General features: G+C 66.7%; 16 protein-coding genes. 13 read left to right on the plus strand and 3 right to left on the minus strand.

The window, feature by feature from the left end:
* Positions 1-29 precede the first annotated feature (29 nt).
* The 3 genes from ACSLGO_RS00340 to ACSLGO_RS00350 all read left to right on the plus strand — a co-directional run bounded on the left by ACSLGO_RS00340 (position 30) and on the right by ACSLGO_RS00350 (position 2806).
* Positions 30-1244 carry a mechanosensitive ion channel family protein gene (locus tag ACSLGO_RS00340; protein ID WP_436399686.1) on the plus strand — a complete coding sequence of 405 codons (1215 nt, stop codon included), beginning with the start codon at positions 30-32 and terminating at the stop codon, positions 1242-1244.
* A gap of 102 nt (positions 1245-1346) precedes the next feature.
* Positions 1347-1658: a PRC-barrel domain-containing protein gene (locus ACSLGO_RS00345; protein ID WP_436399687.1), complete on the plus strand. Its 312-nt coding sequence runs from the start codon at positions 1347-1349 to the stop codon at positions 1656-1658.
* An 80-nt stretch (positions 1659-1738) separates the two neighbouring features.
* Entirely contained in the window at positions 1739-2806 is a 1068-nt protein-coding gene (locus ACSLGO_RS00350; RefSeq protein ID WP_091601698.1) for a YihY/virulence factor BrkB family protein, read from the plus strand.
* 47 nt (positions 2807-2853) lie between these two features.
* Here ACSLGO_RS00350 and ACSLGO_RS00355 read toward each other — a convergent pair whose 3' ends face one another.
* Positions 2854-3816 (minus strand): DUF368 domain-containing protein, encoded by a 963-nt coding sequence (locus ACSLGO_RS00355; protein ID WP_091601701.1) that lies wholly within the window; start codon positions 3814-3816, stop codon positions 2854-2856.
* 72 nt (positions 3817-3888) lie between these two features.
* The gene (locus tag ACSLGO_RS00360; protein WP_436399688.1) at positions 3889-4926 is read right to left on the minus strand and encodes an NAD-dependent epimerase/dehydratase family protein; all 1038 of its coding nucleotides are present in this window, start codon (positions 4924-4926) and stop codon (positions 3889-3891) included.
* Positions 4927-5070: 144 nt separating this feature from the next.
* On the opposite strand from ACSLGO_RS00360, the gene ACSLGO_RS00365 reads away from it, so the two are divergent.
* From ACSLGO_RS00365 to ACSLGO_RS00390, 6 genes are all read left to right on the plus strand, one after another.
* Positions 5071-6120 (plus strand): glutathione S-transferase family protein, encoded by a 1050-nt coding sequence (locus ACSLGO_RS00365; RefSeq protein ID WP_277664629.1) that lies wholly within the window; start codon positions 5071-5073, stop codon positions 6118-6120.
* 273 nt (positions 6121-6393) lie between these two features.
* Positions 6394-7365, plus strand: a complete 972-nt coding sequence (locus ACSLGO_RS00370) for a FecCD family ABC transporter permease (RefSeq protein WP_091602203.1) — start codon at positions 6394-6396, stop codon at positions 7363-7365.
* Between the two features lie 14 nt (positions 7366-7379).
* Positions 7380-8417, plus strand: coding sequence for a FecCD family ABC transporter permease (locus tag ACSLGO_RS00375; RefSeq protein ID WP_091602206.1), 1038 nt, complete (start codon positions 7380-7382; stop codon positions 8415-8417).
* Positions 8418-8420: 3 nt separating this feature from the next.
* Positions 8421-9308, plus strand: a complete 888-nt coding sequence (locus ACSLGO_RS00380) for an ABC transporter ATP-binding protein (RefSeq protein WP_091601710.1) — start codon at positions 8421-8423, stop codon at positions 9306-9308.
* Positions 9305-10378 (plus strand): siderophore-interacting protein, encoded by a 1074-nt coding sequence (locus ACSLGO_RS00385; RefSeq protein ID WP_436399689.1) that lies wholly within the window; start codon positions 9305-9307, stop codon positions 10376-10378. Before ACSLGO_RS00380 ends, ACSLGO_RS00385 begins: the two co-directional genes overlap by 4 nt.
* A gap of 211 nt (positions 10379-10589) precedes the next feature.
* Positions 10590-11408: a M23 family metallopeptidase gene (locus ACSLGO_RS00390; protein WP_226802324.1), complete on the plus strand. Its 819-nt coding sequence runs from the start codon at positions 10590-10592 to the stop codon at positions 11406-11408.
* Between the two features lie 59 nt (positions 11409-11467).
* Here ACSLGO_RS00390 and ACSLGO_RS00395 read toward each other — a convergent pair whose 3' ends face one another.
* Complete coding sequence (locus ACSLGO_RS00395) at positions 11468-12460, minus strand: diacylglycerol/lipid kinase family protein (protein ID WP_091601716.1); 993 nt, start codon at positions 12458-12460, stop codon at positions 11468-11470.
* Positions 12461-12549: 89 nt separating this feature from the next.
* Here ACSLGO_RS00395 and ACSLGO_RS00400 point away from each other — a divergent pair, with 89 nt between their 5' ends.
* The 4 genes from ACSLGO_RS00400 to ACSLGO_RS00415 all read left to right on the plus strand — a co-directional run bounded on the left by ACSLGO_RS00400 (position 12550) and on the right by ACSLGO_RS00415 (position 16910).
* Positions 12550-13323 (plus strand): SGNH/GDSL hydrolase family protein, encoded by a 774-nt coding sequence (locus ACSLGO_RS00400; RefSeq protein WP_091601719.1) that lies wholly within the window; start codon positions 12550-12552, stop codon positions 13321-13323.
* A gap of 241 nt (positions 13324-13564) precedes the next feature.
* A complete protein-coding gene (locus tag ACSLGO_RS00405) occupies positions 13565-15151 on the plus strand; it encodes an MFS transporter (protein ID WP_277664627.1) in 1587 nt (528 codons plus the stop codon).
* 112 nt (positions 15152-15263) lie between these two features.
* Positions 15264-15764 carry a MarR family winged helix-turn-helix transcriptional regulator gene (locus ACSLGO_RS00410; protein ID WP_091601725.1) on the plus strand — a complete coding sequence of 167 codons (501 nt, stop codon included), beginning with the start codon at positions 15264-15266 and terminating at the stop codon, positions 15762-15764.
* Positions 15765-16910, plus strand: a complete 1146-nt coding sequence (locus ACSLGO_RS00415; RefSeq protein ID WP_091601728.1) for a glucose-1-phosphate adenylyltransferase family protein — start codon at positions 15765-15767, stop codon at positions 16908-16910.
* Positions 16911-17072 lie beyond the last annotated feature (162 nt).

Below are 17072 nucleotides of genomic sequence, written 5' to 3' on the forward strand. Positions count from 1 at the left end.
CCCCCCGGGACGTTTGCCATGATCGGCCCATGCAGGAATTCCTCGACACCCTGGACCCGCTGCGGCCACTGATCGCTGTTCTTCTAGCCGTCACTGCCGCATTAATTGCCGCCCGTGTGGTGCACGGATCCGCTGCCCGGATTTTCCGGAAGGTCCCGCACATCCGCGAAGTCACCGCCCTGGGGCGGAACCCGCTGCGGCTGGTACTCGCGCTGATCGGCACCCGGATTGCCCTCGGAGCCACGGCCCGCGGGGAGTCCTGGTACGGCACCCTGGACTACGTGCTGGTCATTGGGCTGATCGCTGCCATCGGCTGGCTCGCCGTCGTCGCACTGCTGATCGTCGAAGCCGTCATCCTCACGAAGTACAGCACCGACACCAAGGACAACCGGCGGCTGCGGCGCCTGAAGACGCAGGTCATCCTGGGCCGCCGGGTCGCCGTCGCGCTGATCATCACCGTGGCCGTAGCCTGCGTGCTGCTGACCATCGAGGAAGTCCGTGCCCTGGGCGCAGGCCTGCTGGCCTCCGCCGGCCTGCTCTCGATCGTGGCCGGCCTTGCGGTGCAAAGCACCCTCGGAAACGTTTTTGCCGGCCTGCAGCTCGCCTTCACCGATGCCATCCGCGTGGATGACGTGGTGGTGGTGGAGGGCCAGTGGGGCACCATCGAAGAAATCACCATGACCTACGTGGTGGTGCATATCTGGGATGACCGGCGGTTGATCCTGCCCTCCACCTATTTCACCTCCACCCCCTTCGAGAACTGGACCCGCAAGCAGTCCGCGATCCTCGGCACCGTTGAACTGGACCTGGACTGGGAGTCTCCGGTGGCGGCAATGCGCGATGAGTTGAAGCGCATCCTGGCCGGCACGGATCTCTGGGACGGACGCACCGGCGTCCTCCAGATCACCGATGCCATCCAGGGCCTCATTCGGGTCCGCATCCTCGTTTCAGCTCCGGACTCGGGCACCCTGTTCGACCTGCGCTGCCTGGTCCGGGAGTCAATGGTTTCCTTCCTGCAGGATGAGCACCCGGCGGCCCTGCCGCGGCAGCGCTTCGAGCAGCTGCGCCAGCCGGCCGTGGACGCGGTGCCCCCGCGCCTGCAGCCGCAGCGCCGCGGCGGAGGCGAAGATACCAGCACGTCGCAGCTGTTCACCGGCAGCATCGATGCGGTGGAACGCAACCGCAGTTTTGCCGGTCCCGGCCGCGATACCTGGGAAGACCGGGATGACCATACGGACCGCTAGGTGTTGACAACCCGGGGGGCCTTAGGGCTGGAATGATACCCACGGCGTAGCCAGCGAAGCCGGAAAGGCTGTGCGAACCACCCTGAGAAGGAGCCAGCGGCCATGGTTGACCAGTACGTGATCCACGAATTGCAGGGCTCGAATGTGTGGGCGAAGGACGGCGAACGGCTGGGGCTGGTGGGCAACGTCCATCTGGACCGGGCCACGGGACAGCCGGCCTGGATCACGGTGGCGTTGGGGCTCTTTGAAGGCCGGCAGTATTTCGTGCCGCTGCAGGGCTCCCGCCGGGACGACGATGACCTGTACGTGAACTATTCCCGCAAGGCGGTCGAGGATTCCCCGGACGTGGACCACGACGGCGCGCTTACTCCGGAGGAGGAAGCGCAGCTGGAGGACTATTACAAGGCCTGGTGAGCCCGGTGAGGCTGCTTGGACATAAGTCTACTTAGCAATACCATGGGTAACCCGGACTCGAGCATGCCAGGAGGGGCCCCATGGCTCAGCAGGACAAATCTGACCAGTCGGGCGAAGGTTCGCTCGGAACGGCGTCGAAGCCGGACACCCCAGCGGAAGTCACCAAGCCCAGCTGGATGTATATCTTCAAGAAAACAGCGCGGGAATTCTCCAAGGACCAGTGCACCGACCTGGCCGCGTCCCTGACCTACTACACGGTGCTCGCGCTGTTCCCAGCGCTACTGGCCCTGGTTTCCATTCTGGGCCTTGTGGGGCAGGCGGAGAGCACCACCAGCACCCTGATGGAGTACGTCCGCTCCTTCGCGCCGGCCGAAGCCGTCACGGTGCTAGAGGGGCCGATCGAGCAGCTCACTTCCTCCTCCGCAGCGGGTCTGGCGCTGTTCGTTGGTCTCGCGGGCGCCCTCTGGTCCGCCTCCGGCTACACCGGCGCGTTCGGGCGGGCGATGAACCGGATCTACGAAGTCGAAGAGGGCCGGCCCATCTGGAAGCTGCGCCCCATCCAGCTGCTGGTCACCCTCATCCTGATCCTCCTCGTGGCCTGCCTGCTGATTATGCTGGTGGTCAGCGGGCCGATCGCCGAAAGCATCGGCAACTGGATCGGCATGGGCGGGCAGGCCCTGACCGTGTGGAACATCGCCAAGTGGCCGGTGATGGTCATTTTCGCCGTCATCCTGATTGCCGTGCTGTACTACGCCACACCCAACGTGAAGCAGCCCAAGTTCCGCTGGATGAGCATGGGTGCCTTCCTGGCGCTGGTGGTCATGGCCGTTGCCACGCTCGGGTTCGCCTTCTATGTCAGCCGGTTCGGCAGCTACAACGCCACCTATGGTGCAATCGGTGGTGTCATCGTGCTGCTGCTGTGGCTGTGGCTGGTGAATATTTCCCTGCTCTTTGGCGCCGAGTTCGACGCCGAGGTGGAACGCGGCCGGGAACTGCAGGCCGGGATCCAGGCCGAGCATTCGATTCAGCTGCCTCCGCGGGACACCCGCCAGATCGAGAAGCGCGCGGAACAAGAAGAAAAGGACGTCCAGCAGGGCCGGGAACTGCGCCAGCAGCACGCGGGCAAGGACTACGACGACGACCTGTAGGCGGTTTCCCGGCCCGCTCCAGCGGGCCGGGAACCAGGCCGCAGGTGCTAGGCGGAAAGGTTCTTCGCTTCGGCGCGGGACTGTGCGAACCACAGCAGCAGCACCACCGCGGCACCGATAAGGGCGGCGGCGAGCGGCATCATCCACGCATCATCGGGCGGCAGCAGGGCACTGTCTTCCTGCCAGGGCCACAGCGCCCGGATGGAACCCAGGATCAGGCCGGTCGCCACCAGCAGGACGGCACGGCGGTGGACCCGCAGCAGGTAACCCAGCAGGCGGACAAAGGACCCCAGGCCGATGACCGCTCCGGCGGCGAAGAAGGCAAGGTATCCCAGGTCCCGGTTGCTCACGGCTTCCAGCGTCGGCTCGTACATGCCAAAGGTCAGCAGCAGGAAGGACCCGGACAGGCCCGGAAGCGCCAACGCACAGACTGCTATCGCACCGCTGAGGACCAGGACCCACCACGAGTGGTTCTCAATCTGCAGGGCGGGGATCCCGAGCAGCGCGAACGCGGCGGCAGCTGTCACGAGCACCACCGCGGGACCAGCCAGCCTGCCCGCCGCCGTCGCCGGTCCGGCCGGCGCGGCGTCACGGGCCATGCTGATCGGAACAACTAGGCTGGCCGCCACCATGCCGAAGAACAATCCGCTGGCGATCTTCGGCTGGCCCTCCACGAAGGCATGCAGCGGTCCGGACAGGAAGATCAGGGCAAGGAACATTCCGGCAGCCAGCGGGAGGAGCAGGTTCCATTCCACCCCGGACGCCCTGCGGACGGCGCCGGCCCGGTCCCGCCGGAGCACCAGGTGCACTGCGCCGCTGATGAAGTGGTTTGCCGAGGCGATCAGCCGGTCGAAAACGCCAAGGACCAGTGCAACGGTGCCGCCGGAGACCCCGGGGACAAGTTCCACCAGGCCAATGAGGGCGCCGCGGCCGGCGTGGGTGACGCCGGAACGGACGGGCCGCGCGGGTTTGGACGGCGTGGGCAGCGGCGAGGGGTGTGAAGAAACCATTCGGTCCACGCTACTAGACGTCCCGGAGGCACCGGGAACTCCCGGCCCGCCGCAGCAGGCCGGGAGGCCGGATCAGCGGCCGGGACCCAGCAACGGCGATGCCGGTACGCCGGCCTGCTCGCTCAGTCCGTCCAGCACATCCTGGAACGCCCGCAGGGACGTGCGGGTCGGCTGCCAGCCAAGAACCTCACGGGCACGGGTGGTGTCCATTAGCGGTGCTCCCGCAGCCATGTCGATCCATCCCGGATCGGTGGCCTGCAGATGTGCGGCCCAGGTGAGGCCCACAATGGCACGGATGACACGCACGGGAACGTTAATGATCCTGCGAGCTCCCAGCATGCCGGCCAGCAGCTCGGGCGTGACGACGGGATCGGAGGCAATGTTGAAGGCACCCTCCGCCCGCTGGTCCACGACGCGCCAGTACGCGTCCGCCATGTCATCCGCGTGGACTACCTGGAAGGAGAACTCGGCGGGCAGCGGGATGATCGGCAGGCTGAGTTTGTTCAGGATGGACCGGGGAACCAGGGGGCCCAGGAAGTACCGGCCAATTTCACTGCCGGCGTCGGACTGGAAAATCAGTCCCGGACGCAGCCGTGCCACCCGGATCTCCGGAAAGCGCCGCTCGAATTCGTCCAGCAGTTCTTCCTGCTCACCCTTGTGCCGGCTGTAGTGGGAAGTGGCGATGCCGCGGGCCGGCCAGGACTCGTCCGTGAGCCTGTCCTTCGGGGCAGGGGAGTAGGCGCCCACGGAGGACGCGCAGACAACCTGCCGCACTCCGGCCTCCGCAGCGGCGGCGAGCATGTTCTGCGTACCGCGCACGTTAATCCGGTGCAGCTCCGCCTCATCACGGTTCGGCTGAATGGCCCAGACCAGGTGGATCACCGCATCCACGCCGCGCAGCACCTCGGTGAGTTCTTCGCTTCCCGCCCGTGACGCGACGTCGATGCTGTGCCACTGCACTGACTCATAGGGGCCGGTGCGCTGCTCCGGAATCCGGCGGGCGACGCCGATGATCTCCAGGCCATCGGGACGTTCGGCCCGCGCTGCCTGCAGTCTGCGCAGGACGGCGGTCCCAACGTTTCCGGTTGCTCCAAGGACGGCTACACGCATCAAGAAAGTCCCTTCGTTCTTCGAACCCGCGGTTCCGCTGCGGCACTGCTGTTGGTTCCCGACTCTACAGCTCAACCGGCCCGGCTGGCAGGGCGATAGGCTGGAGGCCAGAGCAGGCAAGCGGTGAGGAAAGGCGGAGCGACCATGGCGAACGCAGCGGACCAGGCAGCATCGGAGTACAGCACCAAGGGGGCCTATGTGTCCGGCGGGCAGGAGTACACCCGCGACACCAACTACATCGAAACCCGCATCACCCGAGACGGCCGTGATGGCTACCCCGTAGAAGCGGGCCGGTACCGGCTGATCGCGGCCCGCGCGTGCCCGTGGGCCAACCGCACCATCATCGTGCGCCGGCTGCTGGGCCTGGAGGATGCGATCTCCTTGGGCATGCCCGGTCCCACGCACGACTCCCGGAGCTGGACCTTCGACCTTGACCCGGACGGCAAGGACCCGGTGCTGGGCATCGAGCGGCTGCAGGAGGCCTTCTTCCGCCGCACCCCCGGCTACAGCCGCGGTATCACCGTTCCCGCCGTCGTCGATATCCCCAGCGGCGCCGTGGTGACGAACAACTTCCCGCAGATCACCGAGGACTTCAGCAGCGAGTGGGTCGATTTCCACCGCGACGGCGCTCCGGACCTGTGGCCGGCCGAACATCTTGAGGAGATGCGCGAGGTCAACAAGCGCGTTTTCACCGAGGTGAACAACGGTGTGTACCGCTGCGGTTTCGCCGGATCGCAGGAAGCGTACGACGCCGCTTATGACCGCCTCTGGACGGCAATGGACTGGCTGGAAGACCGGCTGGCCACGCAGCGGTACCTGATTGGTGACACCATCACCGAGGCCGACGTGCGGCTGTTCACCACCCTGGTTCGGTTCGACGCCGTCTACCACGGCCATTTCAAGTGCAACCGGAACAAGCTCAGCGAGATGCCGAACCTGTGGGGCTACGCCCGGGACCTGTTCCAGACTCCGGGCTTCGGCGACACCGTGGACTTCGTGCAGATCAAGCAGCACTACTACATCGTCCACGAGGACATTAATCCCACGGGGATCGTGCCCAAGGGGCCTGACAACTCGGTCTGGCTGACCGAGCACGGACGGGAGGCGCTGGGCGGCCGTCCGTTCGGTAACGGAACCGCTCCCGGACCGGTCCGTCCCGGCGAGGAAGTTGCCCCCGGCCACGGCGCCGAGTAACTCGCTTTGCTTCACTCCTGAACCCGCGAGAGGCCAGTCACGGCTGTTATGGACGTCCATACGAGCCGTAACTGGCCTCTCGCGTGTCTCATGGTGAGTAATACGGCACAGAACTGTTTCTTAATCTGACCAGCCGTAGGTTAGCCTTACTTAAGTCCTATACCGCTGGCTTCAGGAGGTGCCGCCGTGTCCTCACCGGCCGTGCTCAGCACCCCCGTCTCCGGTTCCCGGCCCGCACAGCAGAATGGCCGCCGGGTGCCCCCGGTGCTCCTTCTGGCAGTCTCCCTCGGCATCTTGGCCGTGGCCGCATTCGCCTCCGTTGCGCTCGGTGCCAGGCCGCTCTCCCTGGACACCGTCTGGCAGGCCCTCGTCAACGCCGATCCCGCCAACGGTGACCACGCCGTCGTGCTGAGCCGGCTTCCGCGCACCGTCTCCGCGCTGCTCATCGGCGCCGCGCTCGGACTTGCCGGAACCGCGCTGCAGGGCATGACCCGCAACCCCCTCGCAGACCCCGGAATCATGGGCCTCAACGCGGGCGCGGCCTTCGCGGTCGTCACCGCAATCTACGTTTTCGGCGTTACGTCCTTTACCGGCTATGTGTGGTTCGCCCTCGCAGGCACAGCCCTCGCCGCACTGGTGGTTTACGCCGTCGCGTCCCTGGGCAGGGAAGGGGCCACCCCGGTGAAGCTGGCACTGGCCGGCGCGGCCCTCACCGCGGGACTGACGAGCCTGCTCTCCGCCGTGCTGGTCTCGAGCCAGCAGACCCTGAATACCTTCCGCTTCTGGCAGGTGGGCACGGTCTCCGGCCGCGGCTGGGACGTCCTGCTTCCGCTGATCCCGTTCCTCGCCGTGGGCGCAGCCATCCTGCTTGCCTCCGGTCGTGCGCTGAACGGCCTGAGCCTGGGCGACGACGTCGCGCGCGGCCTGGGCCAGAACGTCGCCCTTTCCCGCGGCGTCATGGCAGTTGGCGTCGTGCTGCTCTGCGGTGCCGCAACCGCGGCGGCCGGCCCCATCGCGTTCCTCGGCCTGGTCATTCCGCACCTTGTGCGCGGCCTGGCCGGGCCGGACTACCGATGGATCCTGGTGCTCTCGGCAGTGCTGGCGCCCGTGCTGCTGCTGGTGGCGGACGTCGTCGGCCGTCTCATCCTGCCCCCTGGCGAAGTGCCGGTTGGCATCATGACCGCCGTCATCGGCGCACCCGTCTTTATTGCGATCATCCGCCGGCGGAAGCTGGCCGAGCTGTGAGCGCCGCACCCCTGATGCAGGAGAACCGGCCTGCCGCCGCAGCCGTACGGGACGTCCGCCGGCGCAGCGGGCGGCGCCGCCGTGCGGTACTTGCTGCGCTTGCAGCCGCAGTGGTGGTGCTCTTCTTCGCCGGCGTGCTGCTCGGCAGCTACACCGTGACCATCCCTGACTTTGTGCGCATCCTGGCGGGGGAGAGGATCCCCGGCGCCTCGTTCATCGTTATGGAGAGCAAGCTGCCGCGTGCCGTGACCGCCGTCCTCATTGGCGCGGCCTTCGGAATCTCCGGACACCTTTTCCAGACCATGCTCCGCAACCCGCTGGCCAGCCCGGACATCATCGGCATTAGCTACGGAGCGAGCGCCGCAGCCGTTACGGCCATGGTCGTCTTTGGTGCCACCGGCGCCGGAGTCTCCCTCGCTGCCCTCGCCGGGGCCTGCGTAATCGCGGTGTCCCTGCACCTGCTCAGCCGGCGCGGCGGAGCGTCCGGTGCACGCCTTGTCCTGATGGGTATCGGCTTCGCGGCGGTGCTCCAGGCGGTGGTGAACTTCCTGCTCACCCGCACGGATGTCCGCACGGCAGCCGAGTCGCTCGTGTGGCTGACCGGGTCCCTCAACTCCGCGTCCTGGGAGCGTGCCGGCATCGTTGCCGCCGCACTGGTGGTGTTGATCCCCGCCGCCGTCCTGCTGGGCCGGCGCCTGCGCGTGCTGGAACTGGGGGACGATTTCGCTGCCGGACTGGGCCTGCCTGTGGAAGGAACCCGCGCCGGCCTGCTGTTCACCGGCGTCGCACTCGCTGCCGTGGCGACCGCAGCCGCGGGGCCCGTGGCCTTTGTGGCGTTCCTGGCCGGCCCGATCTCCCGCCGGCTGATTGGCGGGCGTGCCTCGCTGGCCGCGGCCGCCCTCACCGGTGCCCTCATCCTGCTGGCCGCCGACTTCGTGGCCGGCAACCTGCTTCCGGGTGCCCTGCCCGTCGGCGTTGTGACGGGCGCCCTGGGCGCGCCATTCCTGCTGTGGCTGCTCGTCAGCTCCAACCGCGTAGGCCGAGGAGGCTAAAGCATGCAGAACAAGCTCGAGGCACGGGACCTGGTGCTCTCCTACGCAGACCGGACGGTGGTAGACGGCCTTACCGTTGAGCTGCCCGCCGGGAAGATCACCGTGATCGTCGGTGCCAACGCCTGCGGGAAGTCCACTCTCCTGCGTGGCCTGGCGCGCCTGTTGAAGCCTGCCTCCGGCGTGGTGGAACTGAACGGCCGGAACATCAATTCAATGCCCAGCCGCGAAGTAGCCCGTACCCTCGGCCTGCTGCCCCAGACGCCGAACGCGCCGGATGGCATCACCGTCGCGGACCTCGTGGGCCGTGGCCGCTACCCGCACCAGGGCTGGTTCCGCCAGTGGAACGCGGATGACGACGCCGCAGTCGCCGCTGCCCTCGAAGCGACCGGCACGCTGGAGCTCGCTGGACGCGACATCGACGAGCTCTCCGGCGGCCAGCGCCAGCGGGTCTGGATCGCCATGGCACTGGCCCAGCAGACGGACATCCTGCTCCTGGACGAACCCACCACCTTCCTGGACGTCACCCACCAGGTGGAAGTCCTGGACCTGGTTACTGACCTGAACCGGCGCGCGGGCACCACCGTGGTGATAGTCCTGCATGACCTGAACCTGGCGGCCCGCTACGCAGACCACCTCATTGCCATGAAGGGCGGCTGCATCGCCGCCCAGGGTGCTCCGGCCGACGTCGTGACCGAGGAACTGGTCCAGGACGTATTCGGCCTGGAAGCCGCCGTCATCCCCGATCCGGTATCCGGAACGCCCATGGTGGTCCCGGTGGGACGCCACCATTCCCGCCCGGCTCCGGCCGCGAAGAACCCCGCCGTGGGCTACCTGCCCAACCCGCACGATTCCCGCCATGAGCACCACAACCCAATGGAGGCAGCTTCATGACCGCTATCCGCACCACCTCGACGGCAGCGGCTGCTGCCCCGGCACGGCGCCAGGGCGCGAATGCTGCTGTACTGGCCTTCGACGTCGAGGTCCGGAACGTCTTGCGGCTCAGCGCCAACTTCCAGCGCATCACCTTCGGCGGGGAATGCCTGCGCGAATTCGGGGTGCAGGGCTGCACGGACGACCTCCGGATCAAGCTGGTCATTCCGCCGCAGGCCGCTGACGGCACCCGGGCGCCGCTGCCTCCCATCGACTGCGACGACGCCGGGTGGTACCGGAACTGGCTCGCCATGGATGCGCAGGCCCGCGGCTCGATGCGCACGTACACCGTCCGGGCCTCCCGCTGCTCCGCGCCCGAGCCGGAGATCGACGTCGACTTCGTCCTGCACTTCGATGCCGACGGCGACGGCGGCCCGGCTTCCACCTGGGCGGCCGCGGCAAAGCCCGGGGACCGTGTGACGGTCATCGGCCCCAACGCAGTGCACTGCGTCACCGCGGAGTCCTACGGTGGCATTGAATGGCGTCCCGGACTGGCCCAGCACGTGCTGCTGGCCGGTGACGAGACCGCGGTGCCGGCGATCGCCTCCATCCTCGAAAACCTTCCGGAGGACTTCACCGGACACGCGCTGCTGGAAGTTCCCGACGCCGCAGACGTCCAGCAGCTCACCACGGCATCCAAGGTGAGCATCAGCTGGCTCCCCCGCAACGGCCGGCCTCACGGCGAAGCGCTGGAAGCCGCGGTACGGGATGCCGTCGCGGTTCCGGGCTACGCCACGGTTGAACGCGCGGAAACGGCTGCTCCTGTTCCGGCCCGCCGGCCGGAACTGGAAGACGTGGACGTCGATTCAGTTATTCTCTGGGAAACGCCCGCCCGGCTCGACCCCGACGTCGTCAAGGGTTCTCCCAGCCCCAATACGCCTGCCGGCGCGCTGCCGTTCTATGCCTGGATTGCGGGCGAAGCGGCGGTAGTCCGGGGGCTGCGCCGCTACCTGGTCCGGGAAGCCGGAATCGACCGCAAGCAGGTGGCCTTCATGGGCTACTGGCGGCAGGGACGGGCCGAAGCTTCCTAGGTTTCCGCTTCCCGCCTGGTGTGAATTGGCGCTGCCGGCCGGGCAGTAGGCCCCGCCACGCGCCCTTGTTTGTTTAGACACAAAAGCTCCACTGTCAAGACGGGCTTCGTTAAGCTGGAGGAAATCACTTCCACTTTTCCGTGGCTCTCGCACGCCCTCAAGAGGCACCGCAGTACCGACAGAACTGTTGTCTATCCACAGTGGAGTATGCGTGACCCCCAAACTGAACGAGACCGCCCGGAACCTGGCTGACGCTTTCCGACGGTATATCACCGAAACCGCGTCCCGGTACCGTACCCCCGGCCGGCATGCCGGGCCGGAAGGCGACCGTCAGCATCTTTTCGATTCCGCCGGGCTGCAGCAGGCCCTGCGGCGTGCCCGGACATACAGCACACCCGCACGCAAGACGGCAGCGCTTGGAACCGGCGCTTCCCTGCTGCTCAGCGGGATGGTCTTCGGCGTGGCCGAAGCCGCAACCCTTGAAGCACCCGAAACGGTTTCCGAACGGCAGCTGGTCAACATCCGTCAGCTTGACGAGGAACCGCCCGCAGAGGCTCCCGTCGAGGACGGCGCCGGCTCAACCGCCCCGGTCCAGGATGGCGCCGGCACTACCGCCCCCGTTGCCGAAGAGCCACCGGCCAAGCCTTCCGTTCCGGTGGACGGAATGGTGATCACCTCACCGTTCGGGTGGCGGATCAACCCGATGACCGGATCCGGCCAGGAGTGGCACACCGGCACCGATTTCCGCGGAGTCACGGGCACCGAGGTCCGCTCAGCCCGAGCAGGCACGGTCACGGAAGCCGGCTGGCACACCACCGGCGGCGGTGGGCTCAGGGTGGTGGTGGACCACGGGAACGGAACCCAGACCACCTACAACCATCTCAACGACATCCGGGTTGAACCCGGACAGCCCGTCGGGGAAGGCCAGGCAGTCGGCGGAGTTGGCAGCACCGGAAACTCCACCGGTCCCCACCTGCACTTCGAAGTGCTCATCAACGGTGAATACATCGATCCCATGACCTGGCTCTAGGCCACAACAGACAGCCCCCGGCATGAGCCGGGGGCTGTCCTTCTTATGTCTTCGGGAGCTTAGGGCTCCGGATTGGTGAGGATCGCCGGGTCTTTCTTTCCGTGGGGCATGCGGATCCGCAGGGCGCTCGGATCAACCCGCAGCGACAGGCGCGTTGCGCTGCCCAGGTGGTCTCCGTCCATCTCGAAGTCCTGCGGGGAGTCCGCCCAGATATCGGCGCTGCGGCACTGGAAGTACTCAACGGCCGTACCCCGGCCCTTGCCGCGGCGCAGCAGCCCGGCCACCACGGAGAGCCAGCCGAGCCGGCCCTTCGGCGCCATGGTCATGATGTCCAGGAGGCCGTCATCGATCTTGGCACCGGGGAAGACTTCCAGGCCGCCGACGATCTTGCCGCAATTGCCGCCCATGACGCTGCGGAGCCGCCGGGAGAACGGTTTGCCGCCGTCAATCGAGATCATGGTCTTCACCGGCTTGCCGGGGAGGTTGCGGATACCGGCATCCACGTAGGCCAGCCATCCCACGCGGTCCTTGAGCGCAGTATTGGTGTCCCCCATCATCACGGCGTCGTAGCCGAGCCCGGCCATGACCAGGAAGATTTCGCTGTCCACGGCCTCGTCCACCTTGACGTGGACCACGTCAATGCGCCGTTCGGTCCCTGCCAGAGCCGTGCGGATGGCACCCTCCGGGTCATCAACCGGCACGTCCAGGTTTCGGGCCAGCAGGTTGCCGGTGCCGAGCGGCAGCAGTCCCAGGGGAGTGTCCGTGCCGGCCAGCTCAGCGGCGACGCAGCGTACGGTGCCGTCGCCCCCCGCGGCGATGACGACGTCGGCACCTTCTTCCAGCGCCTGCTTCGCCATGCCGTGGCCGGGGTCATCCGCCTCAGTTTCCAGCCACAGCGGCGCAGCCCACCCTTCACCGGCGCAGACCTGCTCCACCAGTGCGCGGATGTCCACGTCTGTTTTCTTGGTGGGGTTGATAACGACGGCGGCGCGCCGACCGGGGGAGTGCGCAGCGGATTCTGCCGCGCCCTGCGTCTGGGACTGGCTGGACATGATGCCCTTCGATAGATGGGAGTGTTCCGGCTCTGAGTCTAGACTGCTGCCGGGCCACCGGCGTGAAGAACGGCTTGTAGGCTGTGGGGGTGACTTTCTCGCAGCGATACGTGGCCCTTGGAGATTCCTTTACCGAAGGTGTGGGGGACTGGGATTCCTCCCGCCCCAACGGCGTCCGCGGCTGGGCGGACCGGGTAGCGGAGCAGCTCACCCTGGCCGACCCCTCCTGGGGCTATGCCAACCTGGCCATCCGCGGAAAAAAGCTGCGCCAGGTCATCGACGAGCAAATTGAACCGGCACTGGCACTGGAACCCACGCTGGTGAGCATCTATGCCGGCGGCAATGACATCCTGCGCCCCAAGGTGGACATCGATGCCATTGTCCAGGCCTACGATTCCGCGATCGGCCGTCTGCAGGCCTCCGGAGCGGCCGTGCTGGTCTTCACGGGTTTCGACTCGGGCCAGTCGCCCATTTTCGGCCGGACGCGGGGACGTACCGCACTCTACAACGAGCTGGTGCGCGAAGCCGTGGACGCACGCGGAGCGATCCTGGTGGACTACTGGCGCCTGAAGGTTTTGCAGGACGAGAGGTACTGGGACGTGGACCGCCTTCACATGTCCCCGGCAGGCCACATCCTGACGGCGAAGAAGGTCCTTGAGGTGCTGCGTGCCACCGACGCACTGGATGTTCCCGAGCTGGATACCCTGCCGGCCCGCGACCGGATCCAGCGCCTGAAGCACGACGCTCGCTGGGCCCGTGAGTACCTCGGTCCGTGGGTCAGCCGGCGCCTCCGCGGAGTTTCCTCGGGAGATAATCTCACCGCCAAATTCCCGGGGCTGGTGCAGCTCGCTCCACAGGGCTGAGCCGGGTCCGGGGCCGGAAAAGGCCCCGCGAAACCATGCGTGTGACTCACTTCACAATACTCGCGGATTGCCGCGTAGTTGTTGGCCACTGCGGGCGCTGCCGCGCGCCCGAACCTGGATAAGCACCCTTACGATTCGGGAATAGCCGCCCGTTTTTCTAGACTTATGGGTCTGCCGGCCCGCTGCCGGCGTGCAGGGATGCACCACCCCTCAGCAGATGACCTCTAGAGAAAAGGCCCAAATGCAGCAGGAAGCACCTGATTCGAGCACCGCTCCGCCCGGTTCACTCCCGGGCGCTGCGGCCCGCAAACCGAAGCGCAACCCGCTTCGCCGCCGCCGGCTCGAGGTAGAAGACGTCAACGTAGTTGATCATTCGATGATGAAGAAAGCCGTCGGAGGCACCGTCGTCGGCAACACCATGGAATGGTTCGACATCGGCGTGTACGGCTACCTGGCCGTCACCATGGGCGCCGTCTTCCTTTCCGACGCCGACCCCGCCGCCCAGCTGCTCTTCAGCCTGGGCGTGTTCGCGGCGACCTTCGTTGCCCGCCCGCTGGGCGGCGTCGTCTTCGGGCGCATCGGAGACCGGATTGGCCGGCAGAAGACGCTGGCCGCCACGCTGATCATGATGGCGGCGTCCACGTTCGTCATTGGCCTGCTGCCGGGTTATGCCCAGATTGGCATGGCCGCACCTGTGCTGCTGGTCCTCATGAAGCTCCTGCAGGGCTTCAGCACCGGTGGTGAGTACGCAGGCGCTACCACGTTCGTCTCGGAATACGCTCCGGACAAGCGCCGCGGCTTCCTGGCCAGCATCCTGGACCTCGGCAGCTACATGGGCTTCGCCCTCGGCGCGCTGACAGTCTCAACGCTGCAGCTGACCCTCAGCGAAGAAACCATGCTGGACTGGGGCTGGCGGATCCCGTTCCTGATCGCCGGACCGCTTGGCGCCATTGCCATCTACTTCCGCCTGAAGATCGAAGAATCCCCCGCTTTCCAGGCCACCCTGGACGCCCAGGAGGAGCAGGCCGCTTCCGCCGCCAGCAAGGACCTGGACAAGGATTCAGTTGCGCAGGGAACCTTTGGGATCTTCCGCACCTACTGGCGCCCGATCGTGCTGGCCATGGTCCTCGTGGCCGCAGCGAACACCGTCGGGTACGCCCTGACGTCCTACATGCCTTCCTACCTCACCGATTCGAAGGGCTACGATCCGCTCCACGGCACCCTGCTGACCATCCCGGTGCTGGTAGCCATGGCCCTGTGCATTCCGCTGACCGGACGCCTTTCGGACCGGATCGGCAGGCGCCCGGTGCTGTGGATGGGCGCCGGAAGCACCATCGTGCTGGCCGTCCCGGCCTTCGTCCTCATTGACCAGGGCCCCATCTGGACCACCCTGCTCGGACTGGGCCTGCTCGCCATTCCGGTGACGTTCTACGTTGCCAACCTGGCCTCGGCCCTGCCGGCACTCTTCCCCACCGCCAGCCGCTACGGAGCGATGGGCATTGCCTACAACTTCGCGGTGGCGATCTTTGGCGGTACCGCTCCGCTGATCATGCAGGGCCTGATCACCCTTACCGGCGATGACATGATGCCCGCCTACTACCTGATGGCAACCTCGGCCATTGGAGCCGTCGCCATCGGCATCATGAAGGAATCGGCGCGCCGCCCGATGCCCGGGTCCATGCCGAGCGTTGCCACCGAAGAGGAGGCCCGCGAGCTGGTTGCGACGCAGGACGAGAACCCGCTGCTTGACCTGGATTCGCTCCCGTTCGACTCAGCGGACGAGGCAGGCGGACCATCCGCGCCCGGGGACCGGGAAGCGGTTCGCTAGCTCCTGCGCAGAGCCGGATGCCTGGCCGGCACCCCTTTCCGAATGGAGAAGGGTGCCGGCCAGGTCCTGATCCAAGGCTTGAAGGCTCAAGTGACGTGAGAGAATTGGCCCCATGACCGAACAGCAGTCCGGCCGGTGGCTCACCCCGGAGGAACGCAGCGCCTGGCTGGCGCTCTACGCCGTCGCCACGCGGCTGCCGGGAACCCTCGACGCCGATCTTTTCCGCCGGGCACGGATCACCCTTTTTGACTACCACGTGCTGGCCATGACGTCGGAGGCCGAGGGGCAGCAGCTGGCCATGAGTGAACTCGCCTCACGTTCCAACGCTTCCCTCTCCCGCCTGTCACACGTCGTGAAGAAACTCGAGGCGCGCGGCTGGATGCGCCGCTTCCCGTCCCCCACGGACGCACGGGTGACGACGGCGGCACTCACGGAAGAGGGCATGGCTGCCCTGGTTGAACTCGCCCCCGGGCATGTGGAGACTGTCCGGGAAGCGGTTTTCGACGCCTTGGATGACCGGGACGTGGAAGACCTGACCCGCGTAGGCACCAAAATCCTTACCCTGCTCGATCCGGCCTCGGACCGTCCGGGCGCCCCAACCGAAGGAACCTGAATGCGCCAGCCGCGGATACTGACCATCATCCTTGCCGGGGGATCCGGAGGAAGGCTGGGAAGCCTCACGGACACGCGGGCCAAGCCTGCCATGCCGGTGGGCGGTTCCTACCGGCTCATCGACATCCCGCTTTCGAACCTGCACAACTCCGGACTCAGCGACGTCTGGATCGTGGAGCAGTACGAACCGAAGTCCCTGAATGACCATCTGGTCAGCGGACGGCCCTGGGACCTGGACCGCACCAACGGCGGCCTGCGCGTGCTTCCGCCCTACCAGGGGTCCGAGGGGGAGGGGTTCGCCGAAGGCAATGCCGATGCCCTGTACCGCCAGGTGGACTACATCCGCGAATATGATCCGGACCTGGTCCTGGTCCTCAGCGCGGACCACCTGTACCGGCTGGATTACCGGGACGTTATAGCCGCGCACACGTCCGCGGCCGCCGCCCTCACCGTAGTGAGCTACCGGATCAGCCATGAGCCGTCCGAGCACGGTGTCCTCGAAGTGGCGGACGGCACCGTCACCGGGTTCGAATACAAGCCCGAGGATCCCAAGTCGGACCTGGTTGCGGCGGAAATCTTCCTCTACGACGCCGAAGTTCTGCTGCGCAGCCTAGAGGAGCTCATGGAGCGCGACGGCAAGCTGGAAGACTACGGAGACCAGCTCCTGCCGTACCTCGTGGAGCGCGAAAAGGTCATCGAACACCGGTTGGACGGCTACTGGCGGGACATGGGTACGCCGGAGAGCTACCACCAGGCGCACATGGACCTGCTCGAAGGGCACGGCTTGGTCTTCGACGACCCGGCATGGCCCATCCTTTCCGCCACCCCGCGCCGCCTGCCCGCTTTCGTTGGTGCCTCTGCGCAGGTTGAAACCAGCCTGCTGGCTCCCGGCTCGCGCGTGGACGGCAAAGTTGTCCGCAGCGTGGTGGGCCCGGACTGCCATGTTGAACCCGGCGCCGAGATCCATGGCTGTGTGCTGCTGGACGGAGTGCGCGTCACCAGCGGCGCCCGGCTGCGGAACATGGTGGTGGATTCCGGGGCCGTGGTGGGCGGCGCAACTGATTTGGACGGCGCGAAAGAGGACCCGGAAACCGGGATCGCCGTCGTGACTGCCGCCGGAGCGCTGGAGAAGCCCTCCGCTGATTAGCCGGTTTGGACCAGGGGCCCGCACCGTTTAGGATAGGAAGGCGTTAAGTCGCGCCCGTGATCTGGTTCCTTCCCGCAAGAGCAGGGACCAGGGCATTTGCGTGGCCGCCCGTATAAACCTAGAATTGAAGGCTGTCACAGTGGATTTCCGCTGTGCCTGCAC

It is taken from the genome of Arthrobacter sp. IK3 (genome assembly GCF_051337705.1).
Lineage (GTDB): Bacteria > Actinomycetota > Actinomycetes > Actinomycetales > Micrococcaceae > Arthrobacter_B > Arthrobacter_B koreensis.